Raw genomic sequence first — 20,979 nt, forward strand, 5'->3', positions numbered from 1 at the left:
CCATCTAGGCAAAAAAAGACTGAATCTACATATTCAGTCAAATGACAACATTTTCATCTCATGTATTGTTCCAATGATGAATAAAGAACCTACTTTTATTTTACACGAAAACAGCTTGACCTGCTGACATCAAGCTCGAATAACACATAAAAAAAAGAGCGACCCATCGCCCTCTTTTCGTTTTACCCTTTATTTAAAAAATAAGACCTAGCGGGAAGCCGCCATTTGAATAAGTAGGAACAAACCCTGCATATAACGAGGATGACAAACAACAGATATAAAGCAAGCTCTCCTTGCGCTAAGCCGAGTCCGACGAGTAAGCCGCCAAGGGCTGCCCATACTGCGTAAATCTCTGCTTTTAGCACAAGTGGCTTTCGTCCTGCTAATAAATCACGCACAATGCCGCCGCCGCTTCCAGTCAAAATGGCTGCCACAATGACCGCACTGAGCGGGAGCTCTCTTTGTACAGCAAATAATGCACCTTGAATCGCAAACGCTGCTAAACCGATCGCATCCGAGAAATTCCCCCACGTGCTCCAGTGCTTGAGCAAAAGCTTTGGAAATAGAAACACGATCGTAATGGATACAAGGGCAATGGTAAACATTTTGCCCTGCGACCATAAAGCAGACACCGGAAGACCAATTAATAGATTCCGAATCGCTCCACCGCCAAATGCTGTGACAATCCCTAAAATGTACACACCAAGAATATCGTACTCTTCCTCCATTGCGACAATCGCACCACTAATGGCGAATGCCACAATGCCTATAATACTTAAGACTTCCCATGCCATTTTCCGCTTATCTCCTTACCATTGTCTGATCATCTAACACTCTCCCCTTAATGTATATCTGACACAAATGAAAAGCAATACAAATTTTCTTTAAATTTTATCTTTTTGCAAAAATAAAAAATAGCCTGCTTAAAAGCAGGCTCAGATTGTTGACAAAGGGCTAAAATGAACTTGATTTTATCCCTTTGTCTTCTTTTCAGCGTGATAGAAAACCTTTGCAGTCTAGGAAGGACGAGTACTGGCGCGGAGCGAATTTGACATTCGTGAGCACCAGCACGCAGGACTGACACCGAATGCGAGGGTTTGTCTACACGCTGCAGCCTGCTTAAAAGCAGGCTATCTCCTCAATCTTCTTTTGCATTTAAAAGTAGCATACTAATGATGATCAGAATAAATGCAATAAGAGCTAAGAGTGGAATGGTGATAAAACCAAACCAGTTCAGATAATCAACGGAACAAGGAATACCGCTTAGACAAGGACGAATCGATGCAAAGCCTGGAATCTTTTGTTCCATATAATGATAGATGGAAAAGCAAGCACCAATCCCGGCCAAAGGGAGAACGTAGTACTTCACTTTGACATCGCCACGGAATGTAGCAATTCCAAGTAAAAGCACAAGCGGATACATGAAAATGCGCTGAAACCAGCACATATCACATGGAATAAACTTCTTTACTTCACTTAAATACAGGCTGCTCATCGTCGCCACAATCGAGACGATCCAAGCGCTGTATAAGTAAATCAGTTTATTCTTCATGATTTTTTCCCTTTCAGCTCTTGATCAATTAATTCTTTGATTTCATCATAGTCATAAAAGTTTTGGACTTGTTTATTGTTAATGAAAATAGTTGGTGTTGCATTTACTTTATATTGATTCACCAGCTGATCATCTGTGTTCAGCTGTGGCTGATATGTTTTCTTTGATAGGTTATCTTTCAGCTTGTCCGTATCAATTTTCGTTGTCTTCTTCGCCAATTCGGTGAGCTTTGCTGGCGTTACCCATTCTGCTTCACTATCTGGCTGTGCGTTGTAGACCGCTTCATGAAATGCCCAGAAGTTTTTCGGATCTTCTTTCCACACTTCTTCAGAAGCCAGTGCTGCTAATACCGCACCGTCCCCATGAACAGGCAGTGGTAAGTTAATAAATGAGAAGGATACATCGCCATTATCTATGTAGTCTGCTTTCAATTTTGGGAAAATGTCTGTCTCAAATGATTTACATGATGGACATTTGTAGTCCCCAAACTCGACAACTTGCACTTTTGCCTTTTGATCTCCCATGACAGGCTGTCCTTTAATAGACGGCTTACTGTCGACTGTTTGTGCTTCTTGGCTGTTGTTGTTACCGATCACAACGAAAATACCGATGAGAAGAGCTGCAATGATGGTTAATATAACTGCAAACTTGATGGATGAAGATTGATTATTCTTTTTACTCACAAAAGCACCTACCTTATCTTTTTCATTCATTCCTTCACAAAGAAAAAGGATAACAGCTCAGGAAAATGCCATTATCCAACTTCTTCTATTTTAACAAGAGGGGGTCTATTATGAAAGACGCTATTCATGAATTTTTCCTTACAATTTTATTTCATGACCCTCATCGCATTTAAAACAGCCAGTACAGTGACACCAACATCCGAGAAGACGGCTTCCCACATTGTTGCAATACCGAATGCACCCAGTATGAGAAAGACGGCCTTCACCCCAAGAGCAAACGCAATATTCTGCCATACGATGGCTCTCGTTCTTTTAGCGACAGCAATAGCTTCCGCTACCTTTGATGGCTGATCTGTCATAATCACAATATCAGCCGCTTCAACTGCTGCATCCGAACCAAGTCCACCCATGGCAATACCTATATCCGCTCTTGCCAAAACCGGCGTATCGTTTATGCCGTCACCAACAAACAATAATTTGTCTTGAGATGCTTTTTTCTCATACATGTCTTCGATTTTGGCGACTTTATCCTGTGGCAATAATTCAGTGTGAACTTCGTCAATGCCGATCTGTTGTGCGACTGCATTTCCTACTTGCGCAGCATCCCCTGTAAGCATCACGGTTTGAATGCCCGCAGCTTTTAGAGAAGATATCGCTTCAACTGCATCGTCTTTTACTTCATCTGCAATCAAGATAGATCCCGCAAACTCACCGTCTATTGCTAAATACACAACCGTTCCGCTTCGTTTTTCTTTTTCAAAAGAAATGCCTTCTCGTTCCATCAGGCGATGGTTACCTGCCAATACATGGGCTCCGCGAATTGTCGCTTTGATCCCATGACCCGCAATATCCTCGTAAGATTCGATCTGGCTCTCATCAAGAGACGCTCCGTAAGCCGCTTTAATCGATTCTGCAATCGGATGCGAAGAATGTGCTTCTGCCAGTGCCGCAAAAGAAAGCAATTCCTCTTCTGACCATTTCTCATTCGCTGCTTCGATATGAGTGACTGTAAAGTTTCCTTTTGTCAAAGTACCTGTTTTATCAAACACCGCATAGCGCACAGAGTTTAAGGCTTCCAAGTAGTTACTGCCTTTCACTAAAATGCCTCGTTTTGATGCGGCACCAATCCCGCCAAAGAAACCTAATGGAATGGATACAACGAGAGCACATGGACACGAAATGACAAGGAAGACAAGTGCCCGGTACACCCAATCAGACAATTGAGCTGATGGGATGAGAAGCGGTGGTACAAAGGCAAGCAATAAAGCTAGCACGACCACAGCAGGTGTATAATATTTAGCGAACTTTGTGATAAAGTTTTCTGTCTGCGCTTTACGGCTGCTTGCATTTTCGACTAAATCTAAAATCTTCGTAACCGCTGACTCACTGAGCTCTTTTTGCACTTCAATTTCAAGAATGCCGTTTTGGTTCACAAATCCAGCAAGCACTTCTTTTCCTGCTTCCACATCTCTTGGAACAGACTCCCCAGTTAGTGCAGAGGTATCCACAAGAGAATAACCGTCTATCACGCGTCCATCCAAAGGAATTTTTTCACCTGGTTTGACAACAATACGGTCACCCGCTTTGACTTCTTCCGGCTTTACCTTTTTTGTTTCTTGCCCCACTTTGAGGTTTGCGTATTCTGGACGGATATTCATTAATTCGCTAATTGATTTTCTAGAGCGGTTCACAGCTGCCCCTTGGAACAGTTCTCCAATTTGGTAAAACAGCATGACTGCCAGTGCCTCAGGATACTGCTGAATCACAAAAGCACCAACTGTAGCTATTGTCATTAAGAAGTTCTCATCAAATAATTGACCGCGCACAATATTTTTCAGCGCTTTCAAGACAACATCTCCACCAACTAGTAAATACGCGGCGAAAAACATGATGAACTTCAGTAAGCCATTATCAGGTATAAAATAAGCCGCCGTTCCAATGACTGCACCACCAATTAATTTCAGTACAATCGTTTTTAAATTCTTTGTTCCATGATCGTGATCGTGGTGATGTCCTTCTTCTTTTGGTGATACACTCACATGAGGTTCAATGGACTGAACGGTTTTTTCAATACGCTTTGACATCGTTTCTTGTACATCAGCATGTGTCACAGTTAATGTACCCGTCGCAAAATTAATTGAGCAGGCTTCAACCCCTTCGAGTTTGCTGACACCTGTTTCAATTTTACGTGCACAGTTTCCACAATCGAGACCGCTTAATACGTATTCATCCTTCATCTTTTTCATGTTCTCACCTTTTTCTATATAAGTAGCCTTCCCTGATTCAATCAAACCTATCAGCTGCTGTAGATATTATATATGAGCACATATTCATATATTGAATTACCCTTATTATATGAGGAGTTCTTACAAACTGTCAATCATTTATAAGCAAATGTTTGAGATTTTTCGTATTCAAGGATGTCACGTGAATTTTCAATAATCCATGCTCATGTCCCCTCTTCGTTGCATAACATAAAAACGATCGCTTGATGGGAATATTCAGCATTTCTCTTTACAAAAGAAGGACATACGATTAGAATAAGATAAAAGTTTCCTTAAGGAAACAAATTAGCGTTAGAGAATCATTTCATCCTTTAGTCAAAATTATTAAATGTATGCATATATTTTTAGGAAACGCAATTGATGATCGAAAGGGGCCGCAAGAGATGTCAAACGCTTTAGCAATCGACCGCCTGTATGTCTCATACCACGGACAGGATGCACTAGAAAACGTCTCTCTTTCCATACAGGAAGGAACGATGACTGGAATCATTGGTCCAAATGGTGCTGGTAAATCGACTTTATTGAAAGCATGTTTAGATTTAATTGAAAAGGATCAAGGGGATATTCGTTTTTTTGAACAACCCTTTAAACAAGTGAGAAAACAGATCGCCTATGTACCGCAAAGAAATGATCTAGACTGGACGTTTCCTATCCATGTGCTGGATACCGTACTGCTTGGCACATACCCAAAGCTCGGATTGATCAAACGACCGAAAAAAGAAGACCGTGCCTATGCGTACCATTGCTTAGAAAAGGTCGGGATGCAGGACTTTGCCAAAAGACAGATTGGGGAATTATCTGGCGGTCAGCAGCAGCGTGTCTTCCTTGCACGAGCACTCGCTCAAAACGCACAGCTCTTTTGTTTAGATGAACCATTTGTCGGAATTGATATGGCAAGTGAAGAAACGATGATCGGCATTTTGAAGGAATTACGAGATGAAGGAAAAACCATTCTGGTCGTCCACCATGACTTAAGTAAAGCCGATGATTACTTCAGCCATCTCGTTCTTCTAAATAAAAAGCTGGTCAAAGCAGGGCCTGTACATGATATTCTTCGTCCTGAGGTCATGCTCCAAGCATACGAAACACAACTGCCATTTTTAAAATCAGCAGGAGGAGACGCGTAATGGAATTCTTAACCGGACTTTTTGAATATGCGTTTTTACAAAAAGCGTTATTTACATCCGTTATGGTAGGGATCATCTGCGGCGTCATTGGCTGCTTTATCATTTTACGGGGAATGGCTTTGATGGGAGATGCGATTTCACACGCTGTACTTCCAGGTGTCGCCATCTCTTATATGCTCGGCATTAACTTTTTCTTTGGTGCGGTTCTAACTGGTGTACTGACAGCCATCGGCATCGGATATGTCAGTCAAAACAGCCGTATTAAAAATGATTCTGCCATCGGGATCGTATTCACTGCTTTTTTTTCCATTGGGATCATTTTGATTACATTTTTAAAAAGTTCCAGCGATTTATATCATATCTTGTTTGGAAACGTACTAGCCGTTCGTTCATCTGATATGTGGATCACGCTTGGCATCGGCATTTTCATTTTGCTGGCTGTCATTGTTTTCTACAAAGAACTGCTCATTAGTTCATTTGATCCAGTGATTTCTTCGGTTTACGGTTTACCGAATCGCATGATCCATTATTTCCTCATGACCTTATTGACCCTAGTGACCGTGGCGTCTCTGCAAACTGTAGGTATTATTCTTGTTGTTGCAATGCTTATTACACCAGCTGCCACCGCTTATTTACTGACAGACCGGCTATGGATCATGATTTATTTATCTGCTTTTTTTGGAGCAGTTTCAGCCGTCGTAGGACTTGGGCTCAGCTTTACGTATAACTTGTCGTCTGGTGCTTCCATTGTGCTGGTCGCGACCATATTATTCGGCAGTGCCTTTATCTTTTCACCGAAACAAGGGATATTGTGGAGATCCTTAAAATCGAAGCGAAAACGAACACAGTTAAAAAAGGAAGCGTCTATGTAAAAGGAGGACATATATGAAGAAGGTATTAGCAATCCGTTTGACCGCAGTATGTATTGCCCTTTTGGTCATCGCAGGCTGTTCTACTCAGCAAAAGAGTTCCGGAAAAGATGACGGTACATTAAAAGTTGTCACGACCTACTCCATTCTTTATGACATTGTGAAGGAAGTAGGCGGACAGCATGTCTCTATTCACAGCATTGTTCCCATTGGTACAGACCCACATGAATTTGACCCACTACCAAAGGATGTTCAGTATACGACGGATGCAGACCTTGTTCTATCTAATGGCTTGAACCTTGAAACAGGGAATGGCTGGTTTCAAAAACTGCTTGAATCGAGCGGCAAGGACGGAGCTGATGCACCTGTAGCCGAGCTGAGTAAAGGCGTCAAAGTGAAGCATTTGTCTTCAAAAGGGCTTGAAAGCCAGCAGGACCCACACGCATGGCTGAATGTCGAGAATGGGATTCTTTATGCGCAAAATGCCAGAGATGCGCTCATTCAAGCAGATCCTGAGCATAAAGAGGATTACGAGAAAAATGCTGAAACCTATATCAAAAAGCTTCAAACGCTTCACGATGAAGCAAAAGAAAAGTTTGATCAACTGCCAAAAGACAAAAAACTCCTTGTCACAAGCGAAGGGGCATTCAAATATTTTGCGGATGCGTATGGACTGAAAGCCGGCTACATTTGGGAGATCAACACAGAAAGTGAAGGAACACCTGGACAAATGAAGCGCATCATTCATTTTGTCAAAGACCATCAAGTTCCTGCCCTTTTTCTTGAAACAAGTGTAGATAAGCGCAGCCTTGAAAGCCTATCTGAGGAAACAGGAGTTCCGATTAAGGGAAAAGTATTTACGGATTCTATTGGCAAAGAAGGTGAAGATGGGGACAGCTACTATAAGATGATGAAATGGAATATTGACACCATTTATAAAGGACTGTCCTCATAGCAAAAAGACAGGTGGAATGAGTCCGCCTGTCTTTTTTTTCAACCTGCTATATTTTCTGGGTGTTTTTTCGGCCAAATGACGTAGCTGATGCTAATGACGAAATCAATGGCTAAGACCATCCCCCACACACTGACAAGCTGCATCAGAGATTCCGTTCGTTCTGGTGCTTGGATGAGATAGGTCAATCCATATAACAGCCCCGCTCCGATGACATAAGAGATGAAATGACGCGTCCAGCCCACCATTTCATACAAAGACCGCTCCTTCCCGTACTTTGGTTTCCCCTTTGGCTTAGGACCACCTGCAAAACGATAAGCAAACCGGGCATCTGCCCATTTCACCATTTGATGTCCAAAGGCCAGACTCACACCAATATAGACAGCCGCAAGCCCGTGAATGACGCTCGCCACAGCCCCTTGCTTTAAATCTATATAAGTAGCCGCAAGAAGGATGAGATCTAAAACCGGCGTACAGACAAGAAAGAAAGCACCCCATTTTTTCTGTTTAAATACATAACGCAGTGTTAAGCCCATAAGAATAAACAGCCAAAAACCAATTTCACATGCCACAATCAATAAACCGACCAATTTCCCCACATCCTTTTTAACACGATTGTATTAAATAAAAAATAACACAACTGTGTTAAAAAAACAATAGCTGTGCTAAAATCAAGGTATGCCAAAAATCGTCGATCACCATAAACAAAAACAAAAGGTCGCTCAAGCTGCTATGAGAGTGATTAAACAAGAGGGATTGGAAAGCGCTTCTGTACGAAAAATAGCCGTTGAAGCTGGCATTTCAGCCGGCTCTATGCGTCATTATTTTTCCACACAGCAAGAATTATTTCTATTCTCCATGAATTTAATTCAGGAAAGAGTGAAGGAGCGAATTGCTAAGCTTCCATTAAACGGTTCAACAGAGGAAAATGTATTCACATTATTGGAGCAGGTTCTTCCACTAGACGAAGAACGAATATTTGAAATGGAGGTGTGGCAGGCTTTTACAGTCAAGGCACTGACTGAATCAGATTTACAGCCGCTCAATGCAAAGATGTATGACGAGCTTTTTCAAACCGTTCAATTTTGCTTAATGAAATTGAACGAGGATGAGCTACTGCTAGATCATATCGATCTTTTATTAGAAACTGAGCGGCTTTATGCGGTCATCAATGGGCTTGCATTGAATGGAATCGTACAGCCCCATCGTTTACCGCCTCAGCTCATGCGCTCCGTGCTACAGATGCATCTTCAATCCATCACAAAAAAAGACATGCCCTCCTTATAGAAAGCATGTCTTCAGATTGTTGACAAAGGGCTAAAATGAACTTTATTTTAGCCCTTTGTCTTCTTTTCAGCGTGATAGAAAACCTTTGCAGCCCTAGGAAGGACGAGCATTGGCGTGGAACGAATTTGACATTCGTGAGCACCGAAGCGCAGGACTGACACCGAATGCGAGGGTTTGTCTACACGCTGAGACATGCCCTCCTTATAGAAAGCATGTCTTTTTTAATCTTCCATGAAAATACGTTTCGCCTCGTAATAGAGCACCTGTACAAATTTCTTCACATTGATACGTGTGTGCTCTTCTCTTCCACTTGTCTCTTTTGTGAGTTCACTCATTTTCTTACGCACAATGGTAAAATCGAAAAATTTTGATGCATAGTTTTCAAAGGTTGGGTGAGAAAAATCGGTTAACCCGAGCGAGGCGATGTGTTTCAATGATTGGTTGATCGCACGTCTTACCCGCTGTTCCGCTGCTTTTGCTTCTCTTGCGATGTCTGCTGATGTAAAAGGTTCGTTTAATTTATCCTCTGTGATGCCAGTGAAAATTACTTTTAATGAAGGAAAAGAGTCGTGCTGATCGGCATGTAACGCTAAATACTGATCTGTGAAAAGAATCATATCTAGTAAATCCTTAGACCCTTTTTCGCCGACAATCCCAAGCTCCGCCAGCAAAAACTGACCTGCCTCTGCAAGACTTTTCCCACGCTGCTTCGTTTTCGTGGTCTGTCCGCGCTGCTGGAACTGCATGACCGATTTGAGCGAATGCTGAATATTTTCAATTGAGTGCTCTAAATGCAGACGTTCAATCATGAGGTGGAGCACACTTAAGACCTCTACCCGATTGATCGGCTTTGTCACATAATACTCGACACCGAGCGTATATGCCTGGCCGATGAGTTCCTTTGTTTCTACCTGTGACAGCATTAAATATTTCCCATGAAATTCATCCTTGATCGCTCGAATCGTCTCAAGCCCGTCCCTTTCCGGCATCAGAAGATCAATACACAAGATATCAATGTGCAAATCATTTAAATAGCTCGCTGTTAATTCAGCACCATCCTCTGCTTCCCCTGCCACAATGCCAAGCTCTTCATCTTCAATGAGCTGTGCCAGTGAAGAACGAACGGCTTCATCATCATCAACAATAAAAAATCTCATCTCCCATTCCCCTCTTTTCTGCTGACTTGATCAATTGGTATCGTTAAAGTGAACATCGTTTGTTGATTTGGGATACTCTTCATTTCAACACTTCCGCCAAGCTTCTCGGCTGTGTCTTTCACATAGGAAAGACCGATACCGCTTGATGGGTTCCCGGCTTGGTCGTATTTTAAAGTGAAGCCCGGTTTAAAGATCACATGATGGTTACGCTCTTTAATGCCTGGCCCGTTGTCACTGATTTGAAAAATCACATCATTTTCTTTCCGCAAAATGGATAGTGATACCTCTCCATTTACTGGAATCGCTTCAACGGCATTGGATACAATGTTATTTAATAAAGATAGAATGGTATACACATGATAAGCAGGGTGTTGTCCTTCTTCATCATAATGAAAAACGATGTGTTTTTTAAGAGATTCCGTATAATTTTCATGGATACGAATCACAAGTCCAGCGATATGAGCAGGACTTGCATACTCCTGAAAGTTTTCCTCATGAATCAGTTTTGATAAGGCAGAAAAAATTCGCTGATTATCCTTTTTGATTTCGTGTACCTCACCTGCAATTTGCAAAGCTGTTTTTCCGAGTTTTTTTAAATCTAATGATTCCGTATCCTTTGCATGATGCAGTGATTGATACAATTGATAGGAAGTAGCTGTAATGTGCTCAGCATGTGCAAGGGTTTTATAAAAATATGTAGATTCCGTATAAAGATTCGACAGCAGCATCAACAGGTGTTCCTTTTCCTTCTTCATTTGGCGCTCTCTCGCCTGTTCTTCGTATAATCGAATCATCGTATAACAAGCCAATACGAAAAAGCTTCTGAAAATCGCCAATACAAATAGTTGAAACAGCGTTCTCACTGTTAAAATTTCATCAATGGCTCCCCTGAGTGCAATCATTTCGACTACACTTGCACATAGTTCCATGATAATCCCTGTCGCCCCAATGAGCCAAGGCTTATCACGAAAACGTCTGACCTGTAATACATAAAAAAGCGTACCATAGACGACGTAATACAGCAGGGAAGGAAATCTTAAAGAAACGGCCTCTTCCAGCGCTAAGTGGCCTGACACAGCGGTATCAAGAAGCACCCGGAATGCAAACACTGATCCCCCCGCAATGATGCCGCTTGCCCATGCCGGGAATTTTTTCATTTGAAGCAGGATAAAGAAAAAGACAACGGTTCCAAAGCTGACCCGAAAGCTATCCTCAAATGGATAAAATTTCAGCTCTCCCCCAATCGGAGTCAGAACAATGAGCATGATAATTAAATAAGGCTCTGTATTCAACCATTTTTTCAGTAGATTCAAACGCAGTCACATCCCTAATAATTGACGATAGTATACTATGTGCGCTTCAGAAAAACAAACAGTCCATGAAAAAACGCACACCGGACATTTGTCGGTGTGCGCTTCTCATGATGCCGCTTAATCTTCTAAACGATCCTTTTCTAAAAGTGATGCGCCAGCAATACCTGGTTTCGTCATTTCAAAAGGATTTAAGATGATATCAAGCTCTTCCTCTGATAACACATCATTTTGCAGACAAAGCTCACGTACAGATACGCCTGTAAGTATCGCTTCTCTCGCAATTCGTGCAGCAGCTTCATAACCAATATGCGGATTGACCGCCGTCATGACACCAGCACTCTTTTCTACATATTCTTTTAATCTAGATTCATCTGCTTTTAGGTCACGCAAGCAGTTATCGACAAAGGATTCAAATACATTTTTCATCATGCTGAGAGACTGTAGTAAGTTGAATATTAAAACTGGCTCCATGACGTTCAGTTCAAGCTGACCAGCCTCTGATGCAAGGCAGATCGTGTGGTCATTTCCAATGACTTGGAATGCCACTTGGTTCATGACCTCAGGCATCACTGGGTTGACTTTCCCTGGCATGATAGATGAACCTGGCTGTCTCGGCGGCAAGTGCAGCTCACCAAAGCCTGCTCTAGGACCTGAAGCCATCAAACGAATATCGTTTGCCATTTTGGACATATTCATCATACATACTTTCAGTGCAGCTGATACTTCTGTATAAGCATCTGTATTTTGCGTAGCATCGACCAAATCTTCTGCTCCAACTAACGGCAATCCGCTAATGTCAGCTAGATAACCAACGACCTGGCGAATATATTTAGGATCAGCATTCAGTCCTGTTCCAACTGCAGTTGCGCCCATATTGACTTCATATAAATGCTGTCTAGACTGCTTGATTCGTTTAATATCACGAGCAAGAACCTTTGCATATGCACTAAACTCTTGACCAAGTCTGATTGGAACAGCGTCCTGAAGATGCGTACGTCCCATTTTGATGACATGATCGAATTCTTGCGCTTTTTCTGTCATGACTTGATGCATGTTTTCCATCGTATAAAGTAGTTTTTCAATCATATTCAATGTTGAAATATGAATCGCTGTTGGGAAAACGTCGTTTGTTGACTGCGACATGTTCACATGCGTGTTTGGACTTAGCTCAGTATAAGCGCCTTTTTCCTTTCCTAGTAGTTCAAGCGCTCTGTTTGCAATGACTTCATTGGCATTCATATTCATTGAAGTGCCAGCCCCGCCTTGAATTGGATCGACAATAAATTGATTATTCCATTTTCCTTCAATCACTTCATCTGCGGCTTGAACAATTTTTTCTCCAAGACCAGCATATAGTCGCTTTGTATCCATATTTGCAAGTGCGGCTGCCTTTTTGACAATCCCTAGTGCTTTGATGAGTTCCTCATGAACATGGTAGCCAGTAATTGGAAAGTTCTCTACTGCACGTAATGTTTGAATTCCATAATACGCTTGAGTGTCTACTTCCTTTTCACCTAGAAAGTCTCGTTCGATACGAACTTGCTTGTCCTGTAGCTTCGTCATTTGAAAAGATCTCCTTTTACGCTGCTTTTGTTTGTTGTTTTAATTCCTCAATATACTTCTTCGATTTCTCTTGATCAAACACTTTTTCCCACTTAGACATGACAATGGCTGCAAGTGAGTTACCAAATACGTTAACAGTTGTACGAACCATGTCAAGGATACGGTCGATCCCAACGATGAAGGCAAGTCCTTCAAGTGGAAGTCCCATTGCTCCAAGTGTTGTGATGACAACAACGATCGATGCACCTGGTACACCAGCCATTCCTTTTGATGTGAGCATTAAGATTAATAGTAACGTAATTTGCTCATAGATGGAAAGAGGCATGCCGTACATTTGTGCAACAAATATGGCGGCAATGGATTGATAGATGGCACTTCCATCTAAGTTAAAGGTATAGCCTGTTGGGATAACGAACGACGTGATCGCTTTCGGGCATCCGAACTTCTCCATTTTGTCCATTAATCTAGGCAATACAGCTTCTGAACTTGCTGTTGAGAATGCAAGAATGATTTCTTCTTTTAACACTCTAAATAGTGTAAAGACGCTTGTTCCAGCTAATTTTGCGATAATGCCAAGTACGACAATCACGAAGAATGCCATTGTGCCGTAAACGACAAGTACCAGTTTACCTAGCGGGAGAAGCGCTCCGACCCCGAATTTGATCACCGTCACACTGATGAGCGCGAATACACCAAATGGTGCAAACTTCATCACTTTATTGGTCACCCAGAACATTGCTTCGAGTATCCCCTCAAAGAATCCTAACACTGGTTTTCCTTTGTCTCCAACTGCTGCAATTCCTAATCCGAATAACACTGTAAAGAAGATTGTTGGTAATAGATCACCTTCTGCAATGGATTGGAACACGTTTGTTGGCACAAGATGCACAATCGTTTCAGAGAAACTAGCTTTTTCGGCAGAAGACTTAGATGTCTCTTCATATTTAGAGATATCGCCTTTCTCCATGTTACTCATATCAATTCCTGTACCAGGATGGAAAACGTTTGCTGCAAGCAGTCCAACTGCTAATGCAATCGTTGTCACAATTTCGAAGTAAAGAATCGTTTTCCCACCGAGTCTTCCGATGGTTTTCATATCGCCTACACCTGCAACGGCTACAATCAATGCAGCAATAACAATTGGAAGAACGATCATTTTAATTAAGTGGATGAATATATCGCCAATCGGCGTTAACACATTAATAACGGTTTCATTTTGATAAAATAGTGCTCCTACGACAACACCCAAAACAAGTGCGATGAGTATTTGAGAAGCTAACCCTAACTTTTTCATACGTGGACCCCCTTTTTTTGATAACGCTTTCTTTGTTGCCTAATCGCATCTTAACGATGAACCTACAAAAAACGACAAAAAGGAACAAAAAGAAGTGAATTTTTTATGAAAAATCTTTTAAAAGGTGGGTTTTTCCACAAAATTGTTAAAAAAAGACTTCGCTTTTGGCGAAGTCTCAGATTATTGACAAAGGGCTAAAATGAACTTTATTTTAGCCCTTTGTCTTCTTTTCAGTGTGATAGAAATCCATTGAAGTCTAGAAAGGACGAGCACCGAAGGGCAGGACTGACAAAGAATGCGAGGACTTCGCTTCTGATGAAGTCTCATGTTGCATATGATCAGCTGGCGGCTCTTGAAGAGGAGAAAGTTCGACATAAATAGCATAGCCTATCAGTACAAAGGCTACATAAATCACAGCACTCAACGTCCACACCCATTTGACATTCAGCTTCATTCTGCCACACCCTCTCTGACAGGTTTCAATCGCTGTAATCTTAGTGCGTTCAGCACAACCGATACAGAACTAAAGGCCATTGCCGCTCCTGCAAGCCATGGTGCCAGGAACCCGAATGCGGCGACTGGTATGCCAATACAATTGTAAGCAAGTGCCCAAAATAGATTCTGTTTAATGTTTCTCATCGTTTTTCTGCTAAATTCAAGTGCATCTGCAATGGCATGGAGATCTCCAGTCATGAGCGTAATATCTGCCGCTTCCATGGCAACATCTGTACCTGTTCCGACAGCCATCCCGATATTTGCTGTTGCAAGGGCAGGGGCATCATTAATGCCGTCTCCAACCATCGCCACTTTTTTTCCTTGTTTCTGAAGCGCTACAATATGAGCCGCTTTTTCCTCTGGAAGAACTTCAGCGATGACATGATCTATGCCTGCCTCACTCGCAATCGCTTCTGCTGTGCGTTTGTTATCTCCTGTCATCATCACGACGTGAATCCCTTGCTCTTTGAGACGAGCGACCGCTTGAGAAGAAGACGATTTGATTGTATCAGCAACGGCGACAATACCTGCTGGCTCGCCATCAATGGCAATGAGCATCGCCGTTTTTCCTTGTTCTTCGAGCTCAGTCACAACTGCTTCTAGTGCTTCGCAGCTGATATGATGTTTCTTTAGGAGTTTCCGTGTGCCAATCAAAAGCTCATGTCCTGCAGCTCTTGCTTCAATTCCATGACCAGGATCTGCTTGAAAAGCTTCTACCTCGACCGTTTGGAGACCCCGGTTCTTCATGCCTTCTGTAATCGCTCTAGCAAGTGGATGCTCTGACTGCTGTTCTGCCGATCCTGCTAACTGAAGCAGCGTATCTTCTGTCCAATTGGCAGACGCAATCACATCTGTAAGACTCGGCTCCCCTTTTGTCACAGTCCCTGTTTTATCTAGCACTACTGTATCTAGTGATTGGGTTATCTCTAAATGCTCTCCGCCTTTAAACAAAATCCCTGATTCAGCTGCCCGGCCGCTGCCTGCCATAATAGAGGTCGGTGTAGCAAGACCAAGCGCACAAGGACATGCGATGACGATGACCGCTATAAAGGTTTCAAGTGCAGATGTCACATTCCCTGGGTCAACAAAGAAAAACCAAATCAGAAAAGTGAGTACAGCCAATCCTACAACAATGGGGACAAATATCCCTGAAATTTGATCTGCCATTCTTTGAATTGGTGCTTTTGAGCCTTGCGCTTGTTCGACGACTCGAATGATTTGTGAAAGAGCCGTTTCTTTTCCTACTTTTGTTGCTTTCACTTTCACAAATCCATTTTTATTGATGGTTGCCCCGATGACTGTATCTCCTGTGGTTTTATCAACTGGCAGACTTTCTCCTGTAATCATCGATTCGTCGATCGCTGTTGTTCCTTCGATGATTTCTCCGTCTACCGGGACTTTTTCACCCGGCTTGACGAACACAAGATCATTCACTTTCACTTCAGAAATAGGAACGGTCATTTCTTTCCCATCTCGCTCTATCACAGCTTCTTTCGCTTGTAAGCCCATCAGTTTTTGAATCGCTTCTGATGATCTCCCTTTCGCTCTTGCTTCCATTAACTTTCCGAGCACAATCAACGTAATCAGCACAGCACTCGTTTCATAATAAAGGGCCGCCTCATGTGTGCCATGCACCGCTGACTGAATACTTTCATATAAACTATAGAAAAAAGCAGCCGATGTCCCTAGTGCCACAAGGACATCCATATTGGCACTTTTATTTTTCAACGCTTTATAAGCACCTACATAAAAAGGCCAGCCGACAATGAACTGGACGGGCGCTGCTAATGCGAGCTGAACCCATGGATTCATAAACGCTTCTGGCAACCAAATAAACGATGTGAAAGAAAAATGACTGACCATTGCCCAAAGAAGAGGCAATGACAAAATCATCGAGAACAAAAAGCGTGCCGTTTGTTTCTCAATCGCTACTTGGCGATGGTCTTTTTTTCCTTCCTCCGCATGCTCTTCGGCTGGTTCGGTTAATGAATATCCAATGGATTTCACAGCCTCTTTTATGTCACTTGGAGATATTTTCCCTGGATGATATGTCACCTGAAGTGACTCAAGCGCAAAGTTCACTGATCCTTGATCAATACCGTCCATTCGGTTGACTTTTTTCTCAATTCGGTTTGCACAAGCCGCACATGTCATTCCCTCTATATCAAATTCAGCTTGCTCCATCACCACATCATAGCCAAGAGATTGAATTTTTTGTTTTAGATCCTCTGCTGTAAGTTGTTCTGTTTCATACACAATGTGGGATGTTTCAAGCGCAAAGTTCACACTGGCGTCGTCCACACCTTCCAACCTGTTCAAGCCCTTTTCAATGCGGCCTGCACAGGCGGCGCAAGTCATTCCCGTAATTTGAAAATCAATTTCTTTTTTCATTTATCTCACCTCTCCACATACTCCATGGGGGTATTGTTATTTTTAAAAAAATACGTGCTGTCTTATGCAGCACGTATGCTCATTTTATACGACATCATATCCCTGTTCTTCAATGACATCAGAGATCTGGTGTAACGTGATTTGATCTGGGTGAAAGGAAACCTCCACCTGACCCTTATCTAAATGGACTTTCACAGATTCAACACCTGCTAATTCTCCTACATTTCCTTCGACTGCTTTCACACAATGTCCGCAAGACATGCCTTGCACTTGTAGTGTTGCTTGTTCCACTTCTCATCGCCTCCATCAATCATTTTCTATTTTTACTATACCCTAGTAGGGTATCATTGTAAACATAAATGATCCGCTTTTTGCTACGATTTTGTCAGCTTCGTGAAGACATTCATTAACTCCTCAATCGCTTCATCCCCATTACCGCTCTTAATGGCATCCGCTACGCAGTGGTGTGTATGCTTTTCCATTAATTGAAGACTCACTTTTTTTAAAGCTGCATTGACAGCAGAAATTTGATTCACGACATCTATGCAGTAGCGATCGTTTTCAATCATTTGCTGAATCCCTCGCACTTGGCCTTCCACTCGTTTTAAGCGATTGATTAATTGATCTTTTTCCTTCTCAGCTCTAGGCGAAGCGATATGTCTTTCTTCATGTTCTGTCATCTGATCACCTTTTTTCTATCATACTTGTGTTACATTCAATTAAAGCATATCTTCACCTGAAAAGGCAAAGATATGCTGTGATCACCGTTTGCTTATCCTAGTTTGTTAGTTGTTCAATATCTTGCAAAAGGCTGACCGATTGCTGAAGCTGCTTCATGAGGCCTTGCTGATCCTCTAAAATAGCTGCAGCATCGAAGTTGTCCATTTTCAATTGCTGTAAATAGATTTGAATCTCCTCTGACAGTACTTTATTTTTCTCCATGATTTGTGCGTGCAGGTCTTTTGCTATCGATGGTGCTGTGAGTTCATTAAATTCTTGAATGTCTGCTTTCAATGATTCAAGCTGCTGCGTCAAATCTGCTCTTTTGGCAGCATCTTGTACAGCTTCTTCCGCAAGCTGTGGAAAATCCTCTGTGAATTGCTGAATATCCATCACATACTCATTTGCTTCTGTGACATATGTCGTTGTATCGTTCACTTGGTCTAGCAGTCCTGAACATCCACTTAACAAAAACGTACCGGTAAATAGAAACGCCATCACATGTTGTTTCAAGATCCATCATCCTTTCATCTGCTATGTTGAAACCCCTCATTTGTCCAGCTCCCAACCACACAGATGCAAAAAGACCTTAAAAAAAGCCAGACCTTTGCCTCAAGTGTGATAGGCAAAGGTCTGGCTAACATGTTCATGCCGGAATGGCCGAGAAACAACGGATGCTTCTGTAATGACGACCAAACCGTAAAAGCTACTCCCCTTTAGGAAACCGTTCAAATGTTATGTTTATCATATCTAAATGAAGGACAACAGTCAATGAGAAGCAGGCGGAAGATCCTGCTTTTGGTACAGCATATAGTCCGAACCAGTTGATGCATAAATCCGATTACGTCCTTGGCGTTTTGACATATACAAGGCTTGATCTGCCTCAAATAGAAGCGTTTCTAATATAGAGGGATCATTCGCTGTATGGGCGACGCCAAAGCTTGCTGTCACTCTTACTTTTTTCTCATCTGTCTGAAAGAAACTCACTTCAAATGAATGTCTCATTTGTTCCGCAATATGACATGCCTCTTCAAATGAATGATGCGGGAGACAAATGGCGAACTCTTCTCCACCATATCGCCCAAATAAATCATCCATCTTCAAATGCTGCTGACAAATGGACACAACATGACGCAACGCCTCGTCTCCAATATGATGTCCATGCGTATCATTGATTTGTTTAAAGAAATCAATATCAAATAGCAATATCGCAGTATCCTGCGCATCCTCTTCCAATAACATCTGCGTTCGTTCAATAAAGGAAGACCGATTGAAGATATTCGTCAAACCATCAATATATGCTCGGCGCTCCAGCTCTTCCTGCAATAGTCGCTGCTCCGTAACATCGCTGATCACAATTTGCCTGCCTTCGACTTCGCCTCTTCTATTAAAAAGAGAAGAAGCAGTGAGATGATAATAGAAGGGCTGCTCTTTTTCCCACATTAAATCATACTGTGAATGATCCTGCGGAGAACGCAGCCACTGGATAAACGCCGGCTCTTTGATGATCCCTGAGAATATATCATCGATTTTATAGCCGATTCCCTTTTTAGCGAGCACAGGAATGATCAATGCAGCCGCAGGGTTATAATCAATCAGTGTTCGGTATCGATCCAATAGAAGAACACCTTCTGACATATGTTCAAACACACGCTCCATCGCAATGGGAGAGAGCTTAAAGAGATGAAAAGACATAATCGCCCATAAGTAGAGTGCGTTGGTTAAAAACATCACCACTGGTACTGGGTCAATGTGAAAAGGCGTGACACCTAATAAATAGATAAAAGAAGTCGTGATCGGTAATAATATTCCAACGAGCAAGATCAGAACCTGTTTCAAATAATCTTTCTTCACACGTAAAAACCAAAGCAGCATAAAAATAGCGAGCATGGAACAACCAAATGTATAGACCCCATGAATGATATACCAATAGCCAATGGTAAAATCAGCTAATAAAAACCCATCTACTGTATTCATCGTGATGCTTCGGTAAAAGAGTGAATGAAAAGAGTTGGTGAACACCAGAATGGTGGTTAAAATTGGAATCAGCAAGAAGAGAAGCACGCGGCGCTTTGTTACATATTGATGGAAACCAGTAAACTGCAGCACAATCATCAGGCTGAACGGTGCAATGAACGGAAGACCTATGTATTGAAAACTAACCCAGAATGTAATTTCTTGAGGGGTGCGCGCCAATAATTCAAATGTATGTCCAAAAATATAAATCGCAGTTGCTCCAGACATATACATAAACAATTGACAGCCAATATACCGATGGCGATTTGCATGAGCAATGATTGATAATATTACGGACAGAATGCCAGAAACACTCATGATCACAATAAAATGTAGAACAATCGAATCCATGTAAACGCCCCAATTTCAGTTATTTAGAACTAGTCTAATCTTACTATATATGAGGACGTCTCAAATGGGAAGATGTGATTTTGAATTGGTTGGCGGTTTTTTGGAAAGTTTCGAATGTTTTCTGTTTATGAGGCCTTATCCTTTTCACTATTTTTTATGCTTCACTTGGAGAAGCATATTGTGATAGGAGAAATATCAATGTCTAATCGTTTTCATAAGTTTCATCTATTAGGACAAATCGATTTACAGCGCTTTCTCAATAGATTCTAGATTAAAGGTATCTTCACTAAAAAAAACACAGCAGCATAACCGCTGTGTTCTGCATCAATAGCTATTTAGTTGACTGCTTTACTCATTGACAATCCTCTTTTTTATTTTTCGCTGCCGCTTAGATGTTTCGCATAAACAACCTTATCAAGCTCTCTATCTGCATTCTCGATCTCAACGGTCACGTTGTCATGGCTGACTGAGACGTCTTCCATAAGGTCAATATCATAATCAGCAATCATGGTAGGTGTGTTGTCAATAATATATTGGTAATCAGTACCGGCGCGAAGTACATGCTTATGTGCCTTTTTGAAGCTATGTGGAACGTCGTCTTTGTCATCACCTTCGTCAATAAGCTTTTGAGCGCGTTTGAGGGATTTTTCAACGTTTGCTTCCCATTTTTTATTTCCAACAGCTGAGTTACTCATAAGATCGTTATATGTGGCAGCTTCATCTTCGAGTGCATTCATATGATCGTCATACCATACGAGATATGCTTCCAATTCAGCATTTGTTTCTTTTGATGATGCACTTTCTTGTTTTTTGTTTAATGACTTGCTACTTGTTGTTTCTGTTTTACCACACGCTGCTGTTAGCGCTAATACGAATACTAAAAGGATTGTTGCAATGATCGACTTTTTGTTTGTTTTCAAGGTC

General features: G+C 41.8%; 20 protein-coding genes. 4 read left to right on the top strand and 16 right to left on the bottom strand.

Annotation, left to right across the window (positions count from 1 at the left end):
* Window positions 1-182: 182 nt before the first annotated feature.
* The 4 genes from NST09_RS15665 to NST09_RS15680 all read right to left on the bottom strand — a co-directional run bounded on the left by NST09_RS15665 (window position 183) and on the right by NST09_RS15680 (window position 4,481).
* Window positions 183-794: a trimeric intracellular cation channel family protein gene (locus NST09_RS15665; protein ID WP_007500242.1), complete on the bottom strand. Its 612-nt coding sequence runs from the start codon at window positions 792-794 to the stop codon at window positions 183-185.
* Window positions 795-1,138: 344 nt separating this feature from the next.
* Entirely contained in the window at window positions 1,139-1,552 is a 414-nt protein-coding gene (locus NST09_RS15670) for a disulfide oxidoreductase (protein ID WP_007500241.1), read from the bottom strand.
* A complete protein-coding gene (locus NST09_RS15675; protein ID WP_008347618.1) occupies window positions 1,549-2,265 on the bottom strand; it encodes a DsbA family protein in 717 nt (238 codons plus the stop codon). Before NST09_RS15675 ends, NST09_RS15670 begins: the two co-directional genes overlap by 4 nt.
* 116 nt (window positions 2,266-2,381) lie before the next feature.
* Entirely contained in the window at window positions 2,382-4,481 is a 2,100-nt protein-coding gene (locus NST09_RS15680) for a heavy metal translocating P-type ATPase (RefSeq protein ID WP_342493097.1), read from the bottom strand.
* A gap of 422 nt (window positions 4,482-4,903) precedes the next feature.
* Between NST09_RS15680 and NST09_RS15685 the strand changes: the two genes are divergently transcribed.
* Genes NST09_RS15685 through NST09_RS15695 form a run of 3 tightly spaced genes read left to right on the top strand, consistent with a single transcriptional unit; the run spans window position 4,904 to window position 7,471 of the window.
* Window positions 4,904-5,647, top strand: coding sequence for a metal ABC transporter ATP-binding protein (locus NST09_RS15685; RefSeq protein ID WP_342493098.1), 744 nt, complete (start codon window positions 4,904-4,906; stop codon window positions 5,645-5,647).
* Window positions 5,647-6,519, top strand: a complete 873-nt coding sequence (locus NST09_RS15690) for a metal ABC transporter permease (protein ID WP_007500236.1) — start codon at window positions 5,647-5,649, stop codon at window positions 6,517-6,519. Before NST09_RS15685 ends, NST09_RS15690 begins: the two co-directional genes overlap by 1 nt.
* A 13-nt stretch (window positions 6,520-6,532) precedes the next feature.
* Complete coding sequence (locus NST09_RS15695) at window positions 6,533-7,471, top strand: metal ABC transporter substrate-binding protein (protein ID WP_342493099.1); 939 nt, start codon at window positions 6,533-6,535, stop codon at window positions 7,469-7,471.
* Between the two features lie 38 nt (window positions 7,472-7,509).
* Here NST09_RS15695 and NST09_RS15700 read toward each other — a convergent pair whose 3' ends face one another.
* Window positions 7,510-8,058, bottom strand: coding sequence for a hypothetical protein (locus NST09_RS15700; protein ID WP_017359239.1), 549 nt, complete (start codon window positions 8,056-8,058; stop codon window positions 7,510-7,512).
* An 88-nt stretch (window positions 8,059-8,146) separates the two neighbouring features.
* On the opposite strand from NST09_RS15700, the gene NST09_RS15705 reads away from it, so the two are divergent.
* Window positions 8,147-8,755: a TetR/AcrR family transcriptional regulator gene (locus NST09_RS15705; protein WP_342493100.1), complete on the top strand. Its 609-nt coding sequence runs from the start codon at window positions 8,147-8,149 to the stop codon at window positions 8,753-8,755.
* 221 nt (window positions 8,756-8,976) lie between these two features.
* Here NST09_RS15705 and NST09_RS15710 read toward each other — a convergent pair whose 3' ends face one another.
* From NST09_RS15710 to NST09_RS15760, 11 genes are all read right to left on the bottom strand, one after another.
* The gene (locus NST09_RS15710; protein WP_008347634.1) at window positions 8,977-9,912 is read right to left on the bottom strand and encodes a response regulator; all 936 of its coding nucleotides are present in this window, start codon (window positions 9,910-9,912) and stop codon (window positions 8,977-8,979) included.
* Window positions 9,909-11,225, bottom strand: coding sequence for a sensor histidine kinase (locus tag NST09_RS15715; protein ID WP_048001827.1), 1,317 nt, complete (start codon window positions 11,223-11,225; stop codon window positions 9,909-9,911). Before NST09_RS15715 ends, NST09_RS15710 begins: the two co-directional genes overlap by 4 nt.
* Window positions 11,226-11,342: 117 nt before the next feature.
* Window positions 11,343-12,788, bottom strand: a complete 1,446-nt coding sequence (aspA, locus tag NST09_RS15720) for an aspartate ammonia-lyase (protein WP_007500224.1) — start codon at window positions 12,786-12,788, stop codon at window positions 11,343-11,345.
* A 16-nt stretch (window positions 12,789-12,804) separates the two neighbouring features.
* Window positions 12,805-14,082, bottom strand: a complete 1,278-nt coding sequence (locus NST09_RS15725; RefSeq protein WP_007500222.1) for a cation:dicarboxylase symporter family transporter — start codon at window positions 14,080-14,082, stop codon at window positions 12,805-12,807.
* A gap of 256 nt (window positions 14,083-14,338) precedes the next feature.
* Entirely contained in the window at window positions 14,339-14,536 is a 198-nt protein-coding gene (locus NST09_RS15730) for a hypothetical protein (protein ID WP_008347641.1), read from the bottom strand.
* Window positions 14,533-16,968, bottom strand: coding sequence for a heavy metal translocating P-type ATPase (locus NST09_RS15735; protein ID WP_342493101.1), 2,436 nt, complete (start codon window positions 16,966-16,968; stop codon window positions 14,533-14,535). Before NST09_RS15735 ends, NST09_RS15730 begins: the two co-directional genes overlap by 4 nt.
* A gap of 84 nt (window positions 16,969-17,052) precedes the next feature.
* Window positions 17,053-17,259, bottom strand: coding sequence for a copper chaperone CopZ (gene copZ / locus NST09_RS15740; protein WP_017368060.1), 207 nt, complete (start codon window positions 17,257-17,259; stop codon window positions 17,053-17,055).
* 83 nt (window positions 17,260-17,342) lie between these two features.
* The gene (locus tag NST09_RS15745; protein ID WP_008358331.1) at window positions 17,343-17,648 is read right to left on the bottom strand and encodes a metal-sensing transcriptional repressor; all 306 of its coding nucleotides are present in this window, start codon (window positions 17,646-17,648) and stop codon (window positions 17,343-17,345) included.
* Window positions 17,649-17,745: 97 nt separating this feature from the next.
* Entirely contained in the window at window positions 17,746-18,201 is a 456-nt protein-coding gene (locus NST09_RS15750) for a DUF6376 family protein (RefSeq protein ID WP_342493102.1), read from the bottom strand.
* Between the two features lie 255 nt (window positions 18,202-18,456).
* Window positions 18,457-20,055: a histidine kinase N-terminal 7TM domain-containing protein gene (locus NST09_RS15755; protein ID WP_125589641.1), complete on the bottom strand. Its 1,599-nt coding sequence runs from the start codon at window positions 20,053-20,055 to the stop codon at window positions 18,457-18,459.
* 371 nt (window positions 20,056-20,426) lie between these two features.
* On the bottom strand, window positions 20,427-20,975 hold the full coding sequence (locus tag NST09_RS15760) for a hypothetical protein (RefSeq protein ID WP_008347654.1): 549 nt from the start codon (window positions 20,973-20,975) through the stop codon (window positions 20,427-20,429).
* Between the last annotated feature and the right edge of the window lie 4 nt (window positions 20,976-20,979).

Origin of the sequence: Bacillus sp. FSL W7-1346 (assembly GCF_038593335.1) — a bacterium.
GTDB lineage: Bacteria > Bacillota > Bacilli > Bacillales > Bacillaceae > Bacillus > Bacillus altitudinis.